Source organism: Pseudomonas sp. GW823-FHT06B06 (assembly GCF_058795195.1).
In genome coordinates this window covers 86,518-101,714 of sequence record NZ_JBXAHO010000010.1, presented here as the reverse complement: position 1 = coordinate 101,714, position 15,197 = coordinate 86,518, and the positions used below count along the sequence as shown (strand labels likewise).

The following is a 15,197-nucleotide window of genomic DNA, read 5'->3' as shown; positions in this document are numbered from 1 at the left end:
GCGAGCAGCGCTCAAACCCAAGCCTTGCTTGGGTTTTTTTTCCCCTGAATAGCCTGGAACCACCCTTGTTTTAAGGAAAAGACCGTGAAATCGACCCTCATGATGTTTACGGCCATGCTGATGGCCACGTCTCACCTCGCTCTTGCCTCAGCCCCTACGACCTTCGAGCAGGCCAAGGTAGAACTACGTCAGAAGGTCTACTACGACCGCAACACCAGCGGAGCCGGCGATCTTTACTGTGGGTGCAGTTGGAAGTGGGTAGGGCGATCGGGAGGCCGGGTGGACTTCGCCTCGTGCGGGTACGAAGTGCGCGCCCAGGAAAATCGCGCCCAGCGCATCGAATGGGAGCACGTCTTGCCGGCATACGCCTTCGGCAGCCAGCGGCAGTGTTGGCAGAACGGGGGGCGCAAGAACTGCATCGACACCGATCCGGTATTTCGCAAAATGGAAGCGGACATGCACAACCTCGCGGTGAGTGTGGGCGAGGTCAATGCTGACCGGAGCAATTTTCGCTATGGCGTTTTACCCTCAACACCGATGCAATACGGGGCTTGCCCGACCAGAACAGATTTTCAGCAACGCGTGACAGAACCTCGCGACCAGGTGAAGGGCGCGGTTGCCCGAATCTACTTCTACATGCACGACCGTTACGGGCTATCGATGTCCAGAGCACAACAGCAGTTGCTGATGGCCTGGGATCGTCAATACCCGGTGAGCGCGTGGGAACAGGAGCGTGACCGGCGGATCGCCAGAGTAATGGGGCATAGCAACCCATTCGTAACAGGTGAAAGAACCTGGAATCTCGGTATGCGGGGGAATGGAGCGGGCACAATGGCACAGGCCATTCGGAGCGAACCAGTTGAACACCAGGTGTCCGGTGGATACTCCTCCAGCGTGCTTTCGCCGGTGATTGGCAACCGCAACAGCAATGTTTACCACCTGCCATTCGGCTGCCCGAGCTATGGAAAGGTCGGAATGCGCAACCGGGTAGAGTTTGCGAGCGCTGCGGACGCCGAAGCTGCGGGGTTCAAACGGGCCGGAAACTGCCGATAAGGGCCGTTCGGAGGGGATATGCGGTTTTGTAGCCGATCGCAGGGCCTCAGGGCCAGGTTAACCCTCCCTGAGCCTCCAGGGCGCTGTGCAGTCGTTACAGCCCGTGCTGACGGGAAGCGTGAGGTGAGGGAGCGCGTATTGCGTGCCTGGCCGGGTATCGTAAAGATCTCCCGGCCGGCCTCGATGATCAATCAACGGTCTGATGCTGTTTCGTTTTTGCAGTGTGCTGGGCCGGTACCGGACCAGAATGGCCTGGCGTAGTGGCCAAGGTGTGAGTAATCACCGAGCCGCTTTTGTTTGCCAGGTTCTTTGCCAGAGACTCGCGGACAACTTCCATCGTGAGTATTCGCGAGGTGGCAATCGCAGCTTTGAGGGGCTGGCCAGCTGCAACCAATACCTCAACCATGTCCAGGGCCGTATTCACGCCGGCTTCAATTCGTTTCTCAACGCCATCAATCATCATCTTCTCGATCTCCATTTCAGCAGCTAGCGGAATGCAAGCGGCCTCAGAGGAGCGTACGCGGTTCACGAGTGGCTTGAACAGCTCAGATGTGATGCCCGATCAAAAAAAAGAATATCATTTATCTCTAATAATCAATCACATACCTTGATTAACTTTTAAAAAATAGACTGACGCGGCAGAAAAGCTAGCAATAGTCTATTTTTTGAACGTGACGTCGTATCGTGTTCGGCAGCCAATTTCGATCGTTGATAGAGACTGATGTAAGTCGCCGCTCGGCAGACTTCGCCTAGATTAGCGTTGTGGAGAGTACATCCATGGCAAATCAGCTAACCCCTGGGGAACTCATTGTCGCCAAGGGAAAAGTTGCGAAAGTCAAACAGGTATTTAGTGACAAAACGATAAGGGTAACAATTGTCGACTCTGGTGAAGTAATACTGGTGTCGGCGCGCGACATTCAGCGAATCCCTAGTGTTACGGCAATTAATGGTAGTGATCATGGGGAGGGTTTGAATGTCAATGATTACACCGTTGATCAACTTTCATTGGCAGCTGAGCGTTTTGAAATTATCAGAAAGTGGAAGGTTGAGGGAGGGGTAGTCACTAAGTACTGTTCTTTACTGGGTGTATCAAAGAGTTACTTCTATCGTTTGGCTAAAATTTTTGACGCTGACGTAGGCCCACTATCTTTAATTGCGCAGACACGGGGTGTCAAGAAAGGCGTTACGAGACTGGATGAGTCGGTTGAGGTCATAATTTTCAAGGCTGCTAAAAAATTCAAGTCGAAAGGAGCCAGCTACAGCAAAGTGTGGAGCGAGGTGGATGTTGCATGTAAGGAGCAAGGTTTTTCATGCCCTTCCAAAGATACGGTATTGAGGCGTGTACGCTTAATCCTCTCAGAAAAAACAAGAATGAGAATTAAAGAAGGTCCTGATGCCGCGACGCAAGAATTTTCAGCTCGCCCGGGTAAAAAAAATCTTGAAAGGCCGCTGCAATGGGTACAGATGGATCACACCCTCGTCGATATAATTCTGTTGGCTGATGATCGCATAAATATTATTGGACGCCCGTGGCTGACAATTGTAATTGATGTCTATACCAGGGTTATTCTTGGTTACTATCTTAGCCTTTACGTCCCGTCTACTGTTTCAGTGGCTTGCGCTCTTAGTCATTCTGTCCTTCCTAAAGTAAACTTTTCGGCAAGTGTTGGCTTGGATCCAGAAGACTACCCCTACTATGGAAAGCCTGAAGTCCTTCATATGGACAATGCCGCAGAGTTCACCAGCCCAAAATTTAAAGTAGGGTGTGAATCTTTTGGGATTTCCCCCGAATACCGACCTGTAGGAAGAAAACATTTTGGCGGTCATGTTGAACGGCTGATAGGCACGTTCATGACTACTAAGGTGCATTTCTTGCCGGGGACTACAATGTCAAATTCTGTTGCGCGCAGAGGACTTAACAGCGAAAGAAATGCAACCATGACCTTCTCTGATTTTTTTCGCTGGTTCTCTCGCGAAGTAGTTGTCTATCACTCAACAGTTCATAGCGCATTAAAGTGTAGCCCGCGACAAGCGTGGACAAACTATTTCGCGCCCAACGGAGGGCTTCCTTACCCCCCGGCAGGCTTGAATTCCGAGCAATTAAAGATTTGGTTCATGCCTCAAGAAGACCGAAAAATTAATCCTGGTGGCATTAATTTGCATGGCCAAGTTTATTGGGATCCTATATTGGGGTCTCATGTGGGGACTAGAAATGTCATAGTCAAATATGACCCGTACGATATGAATGTTGTATGGGTGAAATTGGATGGCCAATTTTGCCCAATACACCTGTCTGACGTAACCGTTGAGGCTCCTACCTATGAGGAATATCGTGCCGGCAAGCTCTATCGTCACCCAGTCCGCATCGGAGCCATAGATAGTGATGGCGGGTTAAAAGCCTACAGAGGGAAGCAAAAAATTGAAGAGGAAAGTAAAAAGTTAACGCAGAAGGAAAGACGCCGAGAGGCCGCTGAAAAAGTCTATACTGAGGCAAATCCAAATCCTAGAAGTAGTAGCTTTAACGCTGACAGGGAACATATCAAGCCAAATTATTCAGCCTCTCCAAAAAAATTTCGACCTGGGGATGAGTCATGAGTGATGAGCACGTCCGGTCGGACATCAGAAAATATTTGTCTTCTAATATTGATACGCGAATAGCCTTAATTCATCAAGAAATATGGGTGAACAATAACTCTAGTGCAGCTGTTTTTCGCATGATGAATAATATCGCGGATGTACCAGATCGTATGAGTGCGCCTGCTTTGCTTGTGGTTGGCCCAGGTGGCTCTGGAAAGACGGCTATAATATCTAAGATTCCAAACCATGTAAAAAGGAGTGCAGGGTTGATTTTTGTCTCCTTGGCTGCATCCCCAGAAATAGATACCAAAAAAAGCCTTAAAGATGAGATAGCTTTAGCGCTCGGAATACCAGTTGGCTCTGGCTCAAGTCGCCGAAGTAGCTCTGACCTGCCAAGCGAGATTAGAGAGGTTATTAGGCTGAGGCAAATTTGGGGGCTGGTGATCGACGAGTTTCATGATGCACTGCTACGCTCGAAGCAAGAGCAGCGTTTTAACATGTCTATTCTTAAAAAGCTGCTCGGCCCTGAATATGGATTGAAACTATTTTGCTTTGGCACTGCTAGTGCGCGCAACGCACTTAAATCCAATTATGAATTTAAGAGACGTTTTCACGAAGTTGCTCTTGATGACTGGATAGAGAGTGAGGAGTTCAGGTCATTCCTCTTGGAGGTAGAGGAGTCCCTACCGCTAAAACAGCCATCACATTTGTACTCTGAGGAGATGGTAGGCACTATTTTATCTATGTCGAATGGGCGCATGGACAAAACACTCGAATTGATAAGGGCGGCTGCCTGTTATGCCATAAAAATGGGGGGGGAGAAGGTGGATGTTGATATGCTGCGGCGAGCAAACAAGAATCCTTGGGGCTATTAGTAGTGAGTTTCTCTGGCTTGCCAACACCAAGTTCTGAAGAAACACTTTCATCTTGGTTGTTTCGATGCAGCATTAATCCAAACGCCGCTGGCTTCCCTCGATTATCATCAACAGAACGCCCAGCGTATTGGTGGGAGGGTGTGGAGATCAAATATTCGGACCCAGACTCAGAATTCTTATCCGCCAGCCAGCGATTAAGTTGTGTAGCCGGGGACATTACCCCTGAACTATTACGAAATTTTTTTTGCCTTCGAGGCGATAAATTAGTCGAATGGAGGTATCGCCGTTTTTTTTGCCCTGATTGCTTACGCGATGATGTGGCGAATGGTCGTTTGCCTATATGGCGGAAGGACTGGTGTTACATTTATTCTTGTGTCTGCGCTGCCCATGATCGAGAGTTGGTGAGACTAGTTGATACACCGCGTTACTCAAGGGCATGGGATGCGTTTGTCCAAAGCTGCAATTCGATATCAAACAATGCCTCCATAGAGGAAACTCTATTCTTTCGTTTTTGCTCAAGTACCTTCACAAAGATTGAGCATGCTCTGATCAGTAGAGACAATCAACAACCTACATTGCACGATTTATTTTATAGGCTATTCAATATTTTCCTTCAATGTCCCTTTCGTGGTAGTAGAGGCGGAATCGCTAGAATCCACTTGCAAACGAGGAAAGATGCACGAGCACCCGACGCAAGCTCTTTTGAGCAGAGTATATTATTGGGGGCGTCCACGGCCGATCCATCAAGTAGATTTGGTAGTTTGGTCTTAACCGCATCACTACTGGAGATTATCCCCTACTCAAGGTTTTTGATATTTACTAAACTGTGTGAGAAAAGAAGGGGCGGGATGCTGATCCCAAGAGACCTGCATAAGGCAGCGATTTTTCCATATATCAACAGGGCAGGCTATGAAACCTTGTACCGTTTTTTAGGGGGTTTCCCTAGGAAAGATTTTCCGTTGCTAGATCGCCATCTTCAACTTCAAGAACATTCGTATGTTCAAGATGGTGTCCTTGGCAAGCGTCTATTCGGATACTCACAATGAGCTATTAAATGCGCATGCCTATCGTTGCCGGCTGGCTGCAAGGAGAAAAACTCCACATGCTAGATGCACGCAGGGCTTTTAACATTTAATTTCCTGCTAGTTAATGTAAGGATTATGCCGAGATTAAGGAAAATCAGGACATAAGACCTGTATATTATTGATATAAAGCAGTTTATATATTTGCGCCTTGCCCCTCCTGCGTCATACCTGCGAGCGTCTATGCTGATCTTTTTGCATGCTTGGGTGCTAAGCGATGGCTGCTTTGGAGAGAACGGCATACCCACGACTCCGCAGCTATTCGTTTCCTCAGAAGAGCTTGGCTGGATTTCCAGAACAGCGCAATCCTGCTCTTTCGCTTGGGCTGACGGTTCAGTTCAAGGTATTTCAATGACACCGGCGAGAGCGAGGCGACGACCTTGTTTGATGCAGCCTTCAATTACCAGATTGCCAAGGACACGGATCTGGCGGTCAATGTCAGTAATCTTTTGGATGAGCAGCATGTCGTGGGCTCCGGAACTGCGGATTACTACAATCCGGGCCGAGAACTCACCGCCAAGCTGAGCTACAGCTGGTGAGCCTGTCAGTAATGGCTCCTGTTGTGGTGGTATCTCGTGTTCTGGCCGCGATCTTCGGCTGCTATGCATTCGTCTAGGGCGTGGCGGCGCTGAATGGGGTTGGGGTCGATTACCATGCCGCCGAGCAGGCGATGATGATGCTGGCCTTCGTCCTGTATCTCGCGCTGTTTCCGCAGCCAGTCTGTGGCGGGTCTCGATGGTACTGGCGCTCGGCAGCGTCTTGATGCTGGCTGTTGCCTGGCAGCTGCAGCGCATGATCATCGGATAGGAGCAGAGCCATGCTGAACAACTTTCGCCAATCCATGGCCTGGGTACACACCTGGTTCGGTTTGGTGCTGGGCTTCGTGCTGATGGTCGTCTTCTTTTTCGGTGCACTGTCGGTGTTCGACCGCGAGATCGATCGTTGGGCGATCCCCGATACGCGCTTCGAGCCGCAGCCTATGCCGTCCTACAACAACCTGCTGAAACAGGTATTTGCCGATCTCAAACCGCATCCGGTGGATATGGCGGCAACCAAAGGGCGGGTAATCGGCGACCTGCCGGCGCCGGAAACCATGCCCATGGTCTCGCTCTATGCCTACACCACCCACCGAGATCCCGTGCTGAGCATTGGTGGCGAGTTTGGTATCCCCAACCAGCCAAAGGACCCAGCGGATGATCAATCGTAAGATCTTCAAGGAGTTTTTCACCTTCCGTCCGCGCAAGCGGACCCAGCGCAGCGCGCTGGACCTGCATAACATGACTGGCGTGGTGGCGTTGCCGTTCCACTTCTTTTTTGCCTTCACCGGTTGGTGATCTTCGCGTCGATGTACTACTTCCCGGTCTCCGGGACCTTGCTCAAACCGCTGCATAATCGGCATGAGGTGATCGAGGCGGCGCATACCGGCTTGCCCCATGATGAGGCCGGTGTGCCCGCGAAGATGGCCTCCGCCAATGCCATGGTGGCCGAGGCCAAGCGCATCTGGGCTACGCGCGATATGCCGGGAGAGGTCGGGCTGCTGACTATCGAGCATCTAAATGACGCCAACGGCTACGTCAGCATCTACCGCGCCGGCAGTGATCGTGTGGCGCTGGTCGGGGAGGGCATTCACTTCAAGGCCAGTACCGGCGAGCTACTGCGCAACGACCCGCCGAGTGACCCGGTTGGTTCCGTCAATCAATTTCTCACCGGCTTGCACCTGCAGCACTTCGAACACTGGGCGCTGCGCTGGCTGTACGTGGCGGGCGGTCTGCTCGGCTGTGTGTGCATCGCCAGCGGTTTTGTGTTCTTCGTCGAGATACGCAAGCAGGAGCACGCCCGACTCGGGCTGCAGGGCTGTCGGTTGGTTGACGCCATGGCAGTCACCACGGTTACCGGCATGCTGCTGGCAGCGGTCGCCATGCTGGCGGCCAACCGGCTGCTGCCTGAGCCCATGCCTGGCCGTGGCGAATGGGAAAAGTGGGTGTTCTGGGGTGCCTGGCTGCTGAGTTTGCTGCATGCGCTGTTGCGTAGTGCACCAGTGGCCCAGGCGCGGCACAATCCGGCCTGGCGCTGCTCTGCGTCGCTGCGGTGCTGCTCAACTGGATCACCACGGGGGACCACCTGGTCAAAAGGATGCTGCTTGAACCCTACTGGGCCGTGGCCGGCGTCGATCTGAGCCTGTTGGCCTGCGCGCTGATAGCGCTACTCACCGCGCGTCGTCTGGCAAGGCCGGTTGAGGTCGCGGACCGGACTCGCATCGGTGGGGTGGCCTATGAGTAATGCAGGTCTGTGGTTGCTGGGTGCCGCCGCCAGCATGGGCTTGGCGACCAGTTGGTTGGCGTTGTCCCTGCCGGCGCACTGGCGCCAGGTGTTCAGCGCCGACGAGGTTGCGCCGGACTATCTACGCAGCCTGGGCTGGCTGGCGCTGATGGTATCGGCTGTGTGCTGCTTCAAGGCTGACCATCCGTCGATGGCGGTGCTGGTCTGGCTCACCCTGTTGCCGGTCGCCGCCGTAGCAACGGCCATAACGCTGAGCTACCGGCTGGGGCTGCTGCGCCTGTTTTGCCCGTTATTTCTGCGCACTCGATAAGAGTGCGCGGCTTCTGTATCTGCAACATTGTGGTTGATCCGATCGTACTGCTCACCTCAAACCGGGCGAGCTTGTTCACACTGGATACGCCGACCATCCCATGTCACCTCGTTGTGGGATGCTTGCAGGATCGAGCGACGCGAACTCTTACCAACGTATTTGCGCTCTAGCGTCGGCAACAGTTGGCTGACCTCGGTTCGTTTCCGGCTAACACCCGCCCCCAACGTTTAAAGGCGCTAGACGCGATGCAGGTCGAGCCGAACGACATTCTGGCAGGAACTGTGTTGAAGTCGCAATCCGGGTTGTACCGTCCGCTTCTGGCCGTTTGCGGAAGCTAGAGGTATTTAGCCCGACAGTAGGATCACTGTTACGGTGAAAAGTGTTCGTAGGCGTCAGAGCGTCCCTTGGGCAGATCTGCCTGCTGGAGCACCCGCCGCAATCGGGAAAGAATGTTCCGTTCAATACCCTGTTCCCTGCGGCAAAATGGCCGACATCACACCTTACCATTCAGAACGGCGGTACCGAACACTTCCCATATCAAGAGCAGATGGTCGGCGTGTCGCTATCTCAGGCGCCCTCGAAGGGTTAGACATCGCATGTGCACAGGCCCTCCGGAACAGCATGGAACGCCTGCCGAAGGTCCCTTGGGGAGTAGCCTTGCCGGATCAGTGGAGGCGTGACTCTTCAAGGCTTGCGTCACGCTAAGCACGTGTCATCGATGTTTGTTGCGATGGGCGAGGTCTATCACTCGAATTCATGCAGTGGCTATTCGCGACTGAATTCATGCTCGCTGTTGATTGCGAGCAAGAAAGCCCGCGCGCCGGGCAGCAGAGCAACTGGCGACGTTGCGATCAAATGCTTTTTGGGATCGGTTGCCGATTCGATTCCATGTCGAACCTACTCAAGTCTCAGGCAACCCTTCAAGCTCGTGATTTCTCGATGGATTTTTTTCAGTAAGTCTTCGGGTTTTAGTTCGGGTGTTTGCCTTTGATAAGCCAGGAACAGAAGCGTTAGGGGATGAATGCCAATGATCTCAGCAATCTGCTCAACCTTTTCAATCGATGGTTTCCATTTGCCGCGCTCGATCGCACTGATATAGCTCTGACTAGGCCCAAGCCCTTCCTGAGGCATATCCTTCGAAATACGTAGATTCCTGATCACCAAACCAAGCGCTTCATTCAGTTCCATTTGCTGTCTCGCAAAAGGAACGATGAAGCCTTTTTAGTGCTTCTGGAGCTATGCTATATACAGCTTAAAAGAGGGTGTGCTGATGTTTATTACGTACAAGCGCGCTGAAATCATGTATCCAGCGCTGTTTGGAGACGACTCCCAGATGTGGCGATTCGTCGAGCTCGATGATCATCGCCCTTGGTTTTACGTGATGATTAACCGCCGCCAGAAGGCAGCCGCATGGAGGACGATGCTCTTGATTCCAACGGAGGATGAGTTCGAGCAGATGCTAGTGAAACGCGCTGAAGGAACACTGATTGAGGCAGTTCAGGTGGTGTTGCCATCGCGGCTGAATGGATCCGGTAATTGGACGATGGAGATGCTCATAGAGCTCGTTAGGGTCTATGATCAGGACGAGCGAGTCATGGGTTACGACTTTAAGACGGCCTCGGGCCATACCTACTCTCAAAGAGACTGCCGCCACACCTTGGCTGCAGCAAAGCAACAAATTTACTGCTCTTCGATGCGTCTTGTTTGAAGGAGGGGTCGCTGACTGGAGCAAGCCTTGAAGGAGTGCTAAAGACGCCCACGTCAGCGCCATGGCATCAGTGGCGCGCATCGCGCACATGCAATTTGCTAGTTCGTCCAGAACGGATAGCTTGGATCGTCTGTCGCCGATCAGCACTGCCCCAAGTGCGGTCTTATCTGCGCCGCAAATGCTGCACAAAATGGCGTCCGCCATTAACTCGATCTGCCGACCGTACAACAGGCCATGCCGAAAGGTACGCATGGCGAGATAGGGCGGGATCCGGGCTCATTGTGGTCCGCCTGTGCCAGGCGTTGGCGACGCCTGACCGTACAGGCGGTTACCGGAGTGATGCTGGCGGGTCGCAGGCTCGCTGCAGCAAGCTGATTCACTGGACCCAAAGGAGCCTCTCAATGAAAATCACAGCGGCGGAACAGTTCGAATGCGTCAGTGACGTCCTTTGTGATGTTTGCGGCGATAGTACGCGTGTTGAAGGATATGGGTTGCAATTTGGGACCCTTCAGGGCAGTTGGGGATTCGGCTCGGTTCATGATGGTGAGCGTTATGAGGTCCATCTCTGCGAACCCTTTTTTTCAGAACAATGGCCGACCTGAAGAGCGCGCGGATGGTGAATACCATGTTCATCGACGTCGACGAAGACTTAGGCAATTTCGGACGGGTCGCTCGCGATGATTTTTTTCAATGACGGAGGCAGCTTGGCTTGATAGGTAACTCCAGCTGGACCAACATTTGCCGAGTCTCGGGTATGCAGGTGATGGCGGGGTGAAAAGCTTGGATTTAGCTGTTTATCGGCCCATTCCCGCTGTTCGCTATTCCTATTAACGCGGGTGCATATGGACCCCGTCTGCAATCCGTACTCCCCTGGCGCTGGTACGCCTCCACCTGAGCTGGCAGGTCGCGATCAACTGCGCGAGCGGGTCCGTCAGTCGATCGGGGGAATTCGCGTGGGCCGACCTGCCAAAAGCGTAATCCTGGTTGGGGTGCGGGGTGTCGGCAAAACAGTACTGTTGAACCAGATGCTGCGAGATGCCGAAGCCTCGGGCAATCTCGCCGTCTACGTTGAGTCATCCGAGTATCGCTCTCTGCCAGCGATACTCGCGCCACAGCTCCGTCTCGCCTTGCTGCGGCTGAGCTGTATCGTACCTGCCAAGAACGCAGCGATAACTGGACTGCGAGCCTTAGCCGGTTTTGCCAAGGCTTTGGAGCCGAAGTTCAGCGATCTCAAGGTCGGTATTGACTACGAAGCCGAGGCAGCTCTGGCGGGCAAAGGTGATCTCGAGGAGGAATTTACAACCCTGCTGACTAAACTCGGTGAAGCCGCCAAAGCAGCTCACACCGTCCTTGTTATTTTCGTGGATGAGCTGCAAAACGTAGCAGAAGAACAGCTCGCCGCGCTTATCGCAGCGCTGCATCGCGTCTCGCGATTGATCTTGCCGGTTGCCCTCGTCGGTGCAGGCCTCCCACAACTCCGACACCCTGCTGGACATGTGAAAAACCACGCGAAGCGCCTCTTCGACTACCTAGAGGTCGGTTCGCTGGAGCCACACCAGACGCGTCTGGCCTTTGTAAAACCAGCGGAGGCCGAGGGCGTGACTGTAGACTCAGAAGCGGCCGACATGGTTGCTCACCTCACACGCGGCTACCCTTATTTCATTCAAGAGTGGGGCAGTCATGTCTGGGACGCAGGGCAGAATAACCACATCACGCTTGCAGACGTCCAGAAGGCGTCCGGGCACGTTATTGCTGCTCTGGACGAAGGTTTTTTTAGGGTAAGACTCGACCGAATGACCGTGGCAGAACACATTTATTTGCGCGCCATGGCTTCGCTTGGGGAGGGGCCTCATCGTTCGGGCGACATTGCGGCATCCCTGGGCCGTACAAGCCGATCTCTCACCTCAATTCGCAACTCCCTGATTAGCAAAGGGATGATCTGGTCGCCGCCCCACAACGGCGCCGCTTTTACCGCGCCGCTGTTCGATCTGTACATGTGCCGGATCATGCCCGGTGACAGCTGGCGGTCTAGCCTTCCAAGGGCTGACGGCATTTTTTGTCCACCTGAAGAGGGCTCAGATGCTTAGAAGCGAATGCACTCATCTTGCTACGGCTACGATGGTTTGTTCACATCAAGGCTGCTGTCACATCGACTCGAATTTGCACGTACGCTGTGGAGTGCTGAGCGGCTAAGTCGAGGCTTCACTGTGTGCGTCAAAAATGGGATCGACTTACCTGTGATCGGGGCGTAGGGTCGCTCATGGATATCTTTTCTACGGGCAGCATCGACATCAGGCTGGCAGGAGCAGAGAACAGAGCATGAGCGAACTCAGTGATGATGAAATAGACCGACTAGAGGCAATGATTCCTAAGCTGGCCGCCGTCGCCACTAATGCTGCGTATCTGCGTGCGGTTGCCGCAGGGCATTCACTGATAATGGCGAAGGATGGCGTGCTCGTACAAATTCATCCTGACGGTTCGGAAAAAAAGCTTCGCGACTTGTGCAGCAAGCACAGGGTCGAGTCTGGTAAGACTTTCAGTGTGGGTATTTGAAGCGCACCTGCCGACCAGGCGTATTCATAAGGCGAGCGCAGGCCACAGCGACTGGTAAGCACTTGACTATCTTGCCCCTGCGACGGAGCCTTCGCTGTCTAGCGCAGGGCCGCCAGCTGTTTGCTTAACTACCCGAGTAGACGAAGCATGCTGAGATGCTGGCTGCTTGGGCGTCGCCATGCGGTCATGTATTGGTTACACCCGGAGTTGCGAGTGCCCAGCTGGGGTTGCGCATCAATTCCGCTACCGTGCAATGGACTCATAACCAGGAGCTCCACCTCTCAATAGGACACGCGTGCGCGGCATTTTCCGACGCGGTGCGTCGACCGCTAGTCAGGCTGGTTGGTTGGGCCTGATGGGGCGGGCAGGGGTTGAAGCAACATCGAGGCGCGGCTGCTCAGCAGCACTCCGGCTTGGAAGTAGCCCATAACGGTTTCGACACTGCGATGTTCAGTCATGGCCATCACTTCACCCAATGGGGCCCCCTGGCGACCCGCTTCCGTTACAAAGCCCGAGCGTAAGCTGTGCGCGGCCCAGTCGCCGTCGAGGCCAGCCAATTTGGCGCGGCGCTGAACGATCCGTGCTACCTGATCAGACGATAGTCCGAACGGGCTGACTTTGCCGCCCTTGTAGAGGCGCCGAAAAAGCGGACCGGTATCGGCGGGCGCGGCGATGAGCCAAGCCGTCAACGCGTGTGCAGCGCGACCCAGCAGAGGTTTTTCGCGACGGGATCCCGTGGTGTCTGTTTTGGTGACGCCCAGCGTATAGAGCCAAGTGTCTTCATCCAGTTTGCGCACATCGTCGACCTGCAGGCCGGTCACCTCGGATCGACGACGCCCGCCGCCACTCCACGCCATCAGGAGGAGGGCGCTATCACGAGTACCGCGAATGCCATCCGTACAGGTCGCCAACATGGCCTCCAGAGCCTCCACCACAGCTGCCGTCTTTTTGCGGACAACTACCCCCTGGCGCGCCTGGGCTTTTCGCGCATCTCGCAGCAGCGTTTTCACTGCCAGTGCTTCAGTTGGGCTTTCCCAGTTGTTGAAGCGATGCCACCTGCCCAGTGCCGAAAGCCGATGACATACCGTGTTGTAGCTCAGAGGTCCCGGCTTTGCCTTCACACGTGCCGCGACTAACGCGGCATCGATGGTCGGCGGTAGCAGATAGGTCCATGCACCATTTGCCAGTGGGCGCGCCAGGTGATCCACCACGAACTGAATGACTACAGTCGACTGTACAGGCGCATCGCCCATCGCAACGCCGTAGCGCAGGTGCAGCCAAGCCGACCAGTAGGCGAGGGCGCTGCGATAGCTCCGTACCGTGTTTTCGGCGGTGCCGCTGGCAACAAAGCCTGCGGCCGCCTCCTGAGCCTTCAACGCCAATCTACTGGGGTCTAGGGTGGGCTCGTCGATCAACGGCATCTGATCAGTAATATATGATACGTCCAACGTATTATATTTCCACTATCCAATAAATAAGGTCGGATAATCTTTAATTATCCAAGGTGAGGCGATTTTTTCGTCGTTTGGCAGTCGCTCACCAGTACATCAAGGGGATGTGCGTCGATGAGCCACGAGATCGAGCGGTACCTGCAGGCCGGTACCCGCCCCAACACCCGGCGCAGCTACCGGCAAGCGCTCGAGCACTTCGAGGTCGCCTGGGGCGGCTTTCTGCCGGCGACCAGCGATGCCATCGTGCGTTACTTGGTCGATCACGCCGCCACGTTGTCCAGCAACACCCTCAAGCTGCGCCTGGCGGCCTTGGCGCAGTGGCATGTCAGCCAGGGCTTCCCGGATCCGACCAAGACCCCGCTGGTTCGTCAGATCCTCAAGGGCATTCGTACCTTGCACCCGAAGCCGGAGAAGCAGGCCGAACCGCTGCAGCTGCGCGAACTGGAGCAGTGCGTGGCGTGGCTGGAGCGGGCGGGCGAGAAAGCACTGGACGAGGGCGACCTGCCGCAGCTGTTGCGCTGCTGGCGTAATCGCGCATTGCTGCTGATCGGCTTCTGGCGCGCCTTTCGCAGCGACGAACTGTGCCGCCTGCAGGTCGAGCACATCCAGGTACGGCCGGGGGAGGGCATGCAGCTGTTCCTGCCGTGGAGCAAGGGCGACCGTGACAACCAGGGACAGACCTACAGTGCGCCGGCGCTGGCCCGCCTCTGCCCGGTGCAGGCCTACAACGACTGGATCTGTGTCGCCGGCATCGCCCGCGGTCCGGTGTTCCGCGGCATTGACCGCTGGGGTCACCTGCGCGAGCAGGGCCTGCACCCGCACAGCGTCATCCCGCTGCTGCGGGCGGTACTGAAAGCGGCCGGATTGCCCGCCGAGTTGTATAGCAGCCACTCCCTACGCCGTGGCTTTGCCACCTGGGCCACGCGCAGTGGCTGGGACCAGAAGGCGTTGATGGGCTATGTCGGTTGGCGCGATGCCAAGTCGGTACTGCTCTATGTGGACAGCACCGGCTTTTTCCCCGGGCAACTGCGGCCGATGGTGCCAGGCCTGGAGGCGGAGGCTTTGTCGAGTTTGCCTCGTCCAATTGCACTGCCGGGCAGTTGACCGCCTCAAGCCATTCAGCACTTCCGGTGATGGCTGCTTTGTTTCCGCGGAGCAATTACACCCAATGCTGGGCTTTGGCCTTGATGTGGCTGGTGTTATTGATACGTATCGAAAGGGCGACGGTAAACCATGAGAGTTCGCCATCAGATGATTGCTCAATTACAGACAGGAATGTTCAGCTTGCGTCGGCATAACATGATGCCA

General features: G+C 54.6%; 16 protein-coding genes. 13 read left to right on the top strand and 3 right to left on the bottom strand.

Translation table 11 applies throughout. The features are described 5' to 3' along the window. Positions 1-99 precede the first annotated feature (99 nt). The gene (locus AC1Q8Q_RS11555; protein WP_173677897.1) at positions 100-1,053 is read left to right on the top strand and encodes an endonuclease; all 954 of its coding nucleotides are present in this window, start codon (positions 100-102) and stop codon (positions 1,051-1,053) included. Positions 1,054-1,240: 187 nt separating this feature from the next. Here AC1Q8Q_RS11555 and AC1Q8Q_RS11550 read toward each other — a convergent pair whose 3' ends face one another. Next, positions 1,241-1,516 (bottom strand): hypothetical protein, encoded by a 276-nt coding sequence (locus tag AC1Q8Q_RS11550; RefSeq protein ID WP_031325709.1) that lies wholly within the window; start codon positions 1,514-1,516, stop codon positions 1,241-1,243. 314 nt (positions 1,517-1,830) lie between these two features. On the opposite strand from AC1Q8Q_RS11550, the gene AC1Q8Q_RS11545 reads away from it, so the two are divergent. The 7 genes from AC1Q8Q_RS11545 to AC1Q8Q_RS11515 all read left to right on the top strand — a co-directional run bounded on the left by AC1Q8Q_RS11545 (position 1,831) and on the right by AC1Q8Q_RS11515 (position 8,177). After that, a complete protein-coding gene (locus tag AC1Q8Q_RS11545; protein WP_024075432.1) occupies positions 1,831-3,648 on the top strand; it encodes a TnsB C-terminal domain-containing protein in 1,818 nt (605 codons plus the stop codon). Continuing rightward, positions 3,645-4,505: a TniB family NTP-binding protein gene (locus tag AC1Q8Q_RS11540; protein WP_024075431.1), complete on the top strand. Its 861-nt coding sequence runs from the start codon at positions 3,645-3,647 to the stop codon at positions 4,503-4,505. The genes AC1Q8Q_RS11545 and AC1Q8Q_RS11540 overlap by 4 nt, the downstream gene beginning before the upstream one ends. A 1,462-nt stretch (positions 4,506-5,967) precedes the next feature. After that, the gene (locus AC1Q8Q_RS11535; protein WP_023628987.1) at positions 5,968-6,126 is read left to right on the top strand and encodes a TonB-dependent receptor; all 159 of its coding nucleotides are present in this window, start codon (positions 5,968-5,970) and stop codon (positions 6,124-6,126) included. Between the two features lie 278 nt (positions 6,127-6,404). Continuing rightward, positions 6,405-6,794, top strand: coding sequence for a PepSY-associated TM helix domain-containing protein (locus AC1Q8Q_RS11530; RefSeq protein WP_090515957.1), 390 nt, complete (start codon positions 6,405-6,407; stop codon positions 6,792-6,794). Further along, a complete protein-coding gene (locus AC1Q8Q_RS11525; protein ID WP_196448528.1) occupies positions 6,781-6,921 on the top strand; it encodes a PepSY domain-containing protein in 141 nt (46 codons plus the stop codon). Before AC1Q8Q_RS11530 ends, AC1Q8Q_RS11525 begins: the two co-directional genes overlap by 14 nt. 11 nt (positions 6,922-6,932) lie before the next feature. Then, positions 6,933-7,763 carry a PepSY-associated TM helix domain-containing protein gene (locus AC1Q8Q_RS11520; protein WP_196448527.1) on the top strand — a complete coding sequence of 277 codons (831 nt, stop codon included), beginning with the start codon at positions 6,933-6,935 and terminating at the stop codon, positions 7,761-7,763. 96 nt (positions 7,764-7,859) lie between these two features. Then, positions 7,860-8,177: a DUF3325 family protein gene (locus AC1Q8Q_RS11515; RefSeq protein ID WP_024075430.1), complete on the top strand. Its 318-nt coding sequence runs from the start codon at positions 7,860-7,862 to the stop codon at positions 8,175-8,177. Positions 8,178-9,074: 897 nt separating this feature from the next. On the opposite strand, the gene AC1Q8Q_RS11510 is transcribed toward AC1Q8Q_RS11515, so the two are convergent. Then, the gene (locus AC1Q8Q_RS11510) at positions 9,075-9,365 is read right to left on the bottom strand and encodes a helix-turn-helix domain-containing protein (protein WP_023628984.1); all 291 of its coding nucleotides are present in this window, start codon (positions 9,363-9,365) and stop codon (positions 9,075-9,077) included. Positions 9,366-9,447: 82 nt separating this feature from the next. On the opposite strand from AC1Q8Q_RS11510, the gene AC1Q8Q_RS11505 reads away from it, so the two are divergent. From AC1Q8Q_RS11505 to AC1Q8Q_RS11490, 4 genes are all read left to right on the top strand, one after another. Continuing rightward, positions 9,448-9,885, top strand: a complete 438-nt coding sequence (locus tag AC1Q8Q_RS11505; RefSeq protein WP_023628983.1) for a hypothetical protein — start codon at positions 9,448-9,450, stop codon at positions 9,883-9,885. A gap of 401 nt (positions 9,886-10,286) precedes the next feature. Then, complete coding sequence (locus AC1Q8Q_RS11500; RefSeq protein ID WP_370694611.1) at positions 10,287-10,487, top strand: hypothetical protein; 201 nt, start codon at positions 10,287-10,289, stop codon at positions 10,485-10,487. A 240-nt stretch (positions 10,488-10,727) separates the two neighbouring features. Continuing rightward, positions 10,728-11,972, top strand: a complete 1,245-nt coding sequence (locus AC1Q8Q_RS11495) for an ATP-binding protein (RefSeq protein WP_023628980.1) — start codon at positions 10,728-10,730, stop codon at positions 11,970-11,972. 232 nt (positions 11,973-12,204) lie between these two features. Next, the gene (locus AC1Q8Q_RS11490) at positions 12,205-12,438 is read left to right on the top strand and encodes a hypothetical protein (protein WP_023048074.1); all 234 of its coding nucleotides are present in this window, start codon (positions 12,205-12,207) and stop codon (positions 12,436-12,438) included. Positions 12,439-12,767: 329 nt separating this feature from the next. Here the strand turns inward: AC1Q8Q_RS11490 and AC1Q8Q_RS11485 are convergent, their stop codons facing one another. After that, positions 12,768-13,886, bottom strand: coding sequence for a site-specific integrase (locus AC1Q8Q_RS11485; RefSeq protein WP_028688847.1), 1,119 nt, complete (start codon positions 13,884-13,886; stop codon positions 12,768-12,770). Positions 13,887-14,003: 117 nt separating this feature from the next. Between AC1Q8Q_RS11485 and AC1Q8Q_RS11480 the strand changes: the two genes are divergently transcribed. After that, the gene (locus AC1Q8Q_RS11480) at positions 14,004-14,993 is read left to right on the top strand and encodes a site-specific integrase (RefSeq protein ID WP_023628979.1); all 990 of its coding nucleotides are present in this window, start codon (positions 14,004-14,006) and stop codon (positions 14,991-14,993) included. The last annotated feature ends 204 nt before the right edge of the window (positions 14,994-15,197 follow it).